The 1,722-nt window shown below is 46.6% G+C and carries 3 protein-coding genes; all 3 read right to left on the bottom strand.

Annotated elements, in window-relative coordinates:
- Nucleotides 1-157: 157 nt before the first annotated feature.
- Nucleotides 158-886 carry a type-F conjugative transfer system secretin TraK gene (gene traK, locus OU793_RS24370; protein WP_159408242.1) on the bottom strand — a complete coding sequence of 243 codons (729 nt, stop codon included), beginning with the start codon at nt 884-886 and terminating at the stop codon, nt 158-160.
- Complete coding sequence (traE, locus tag OU793_RS24365) at nt 883-1,443, bottom strand: type IV conjugative transfer system protein TraE (protein WP_159408243.1); 561 nt, start codon at nt 1,441-1,443, stop codon at nt 883-885. The genes traK and traE overlap by 4 nt, the downstream gene beginning before the upstream one ends.
- The coding region (traL, locus tag OU793_RS24360) for a type IV conjugative transfer system protein TraL (protein WP_274647897.1) at nt 1,443-1,722 on the bottom strand (280 nt) is incomplete at its 5' end. The genes traL and traE, both read right to left, overlap by 1 nt.

Raw genomic sequence — 1,722 nt, 5'->3', positions numbered from 1 at the left:
GGCTTTTTGAAGTGCTTAAACGCAAAGAACAACCCTGCCAGCAGCGCCAACACGCAAACACTGATGATTTGGTTGCGTTTTTTACTTTGCTCGTTCGTGATTAATCCATCGTCCAAATCCCCTTCTCTGGATAACCACTTCTTAAATCGTTGCATCATTACCCTTGCCCTCCGGTGATGATGTAAAGGTGTGTCGATTCGCCAGGTGCCAAATGATACGCATCTAGCGAGGCGCTTCGACTTGAGTAGCTGTAGAACTGAGCTTCGGTGAGTGTGACGGCTTCATCTGATTGGTTTTTCACCTGATAGATAATTCCTGAGAACGGACGGCCAGAGAACAACGTTTGTGGTATCACCGCCAGTGGCGAACTCTCTTTAGGTAATGTCTTAGAGTCTATTGGGTGCAGGTTGAAGCCAGACACAGGCGTACCATTTCTTTGCCACTCAATCATCTGTTTGGTAAACGCACCTAATGCTAATGGGTATTCCATGTCCTTTTTAAACACGCTTTGCTCAGACTCTAAGTAGTTAGGAATAAACTCCGTTACCACAGCAGGCACCGCTTTAGGGTTCACGAACAGTGAGAAGTTACGGCCTTTTTCTGTCACCACGTGCGCGGTGAAGGGTAGCGCAATGTTGATTTTTAAACTGATGGAGCCGGATTGATCACGTTTGTTGCCTGTGGCGACGCAGAAACCTTGTGGACAATGAACATTGATGATTTTGTCGCCTTTAACGACTAAACGGTTGGCGTTGACAGAAGAGAGTGGCAAAACAATGGTGTCGTTTTGCGCAAAGTGGTAAGTCTTCGCGGCAATGTTTTTTGCTTGCGCCCCAAATGGCAGAAACAAAAAGCCGACTAAAACAAAAGAAAAAAAAGACTTCATAGTGGCACCTCTTGAGCAATGGCGTGAAGTTCAATCAATCCATGCGGATAACCGGTGTGAATGATGTAGGTGACAGGCTCGGGGTCGAGCTTGCGTCCGCCGACGGTTTTGTTGAGCGTCCCTTTCACTCGTATCTGCATCTTGCTGACACTCGGAGCAACTTTCTCGATTTCAAAGAAGCTGGTGACATCGTTCTTGATGATGAAGTCTGCTTCACGCATCAACTTATCTTGTAGACTGCTCCAATGCTCTGAAGGAACGTAAGTGATGAGCTGGTTAAATTGACGCTTCACATTCGATGGGGTGACATTGAATTTAAGGTGCACCCACCATTCAGCCATCAAAGCAAGGTATGCCTCATCGACGGCATCATTGGAGACCGTGAACGCGCGGTCAATGTGTGGTGGTACGAGCGTGCGCTGCACTTCCTTGTTTTGATTGACCAACGCCAATCCAAGACCGGTTGCGCCGATGGACACAATCAACACTACTACGACTAGGACATAATTAAGAAAGCGAGCCGCTTTGAGCGCCTCGCCGTTGTTTTCGCTTAACATCAGTAAATCCAATATTTTTTTGTGGCAGAGGGGGTGCGTTTGAAAATGACTTTATTGGCATTCTCATCCCCGAACCAATGTGCAAAGTGGATGATGAACCGTGGTCCGAAGCGCACTTTCAAACTGCGAATGCTCAAAAAGAAACCGATACATGCGGCTACCGCGACAATTTTGTTGAGATTAAACAGCATCAGGAACAATAAAATGGACGGGAGAATTTCATCGATAGGAAACCCCGCCATTTTGATGCCAGATTGAAGGTAGTTAGGAAAAGTAAAG

The organism is Vibrio sp. VP6 (assembly GCF_028823755.1).
GTDB classification, from domain to species: domain Bacteria; phylum Pseudomonadota; class Gammaproteobacteria; order Enterobacterales; family Vibrionaceae; genus Vibrio; species Vibrio parahaemolyticus.
Note: the sequence above shows the minus strand (reverse complement) of the source record. Positions and strands in the feature narration are given on the sequence as shown.

Coding starts and splice junctions, on each gene's coding strand:
- traE (WP_159408243.1), bottom strand. CDS start 1,443: ATGTTAAGCGAAAACAACGGCGAGGCGCTCAAAGCGGCTCGCTTTCTT.
- traK (WP_159408242.1), bottom strand. CDS start 886: ATGAAGTCTTTTTTTTCTTTTGTTTTAGTCGGCTTTTTGTTTCTGCCA.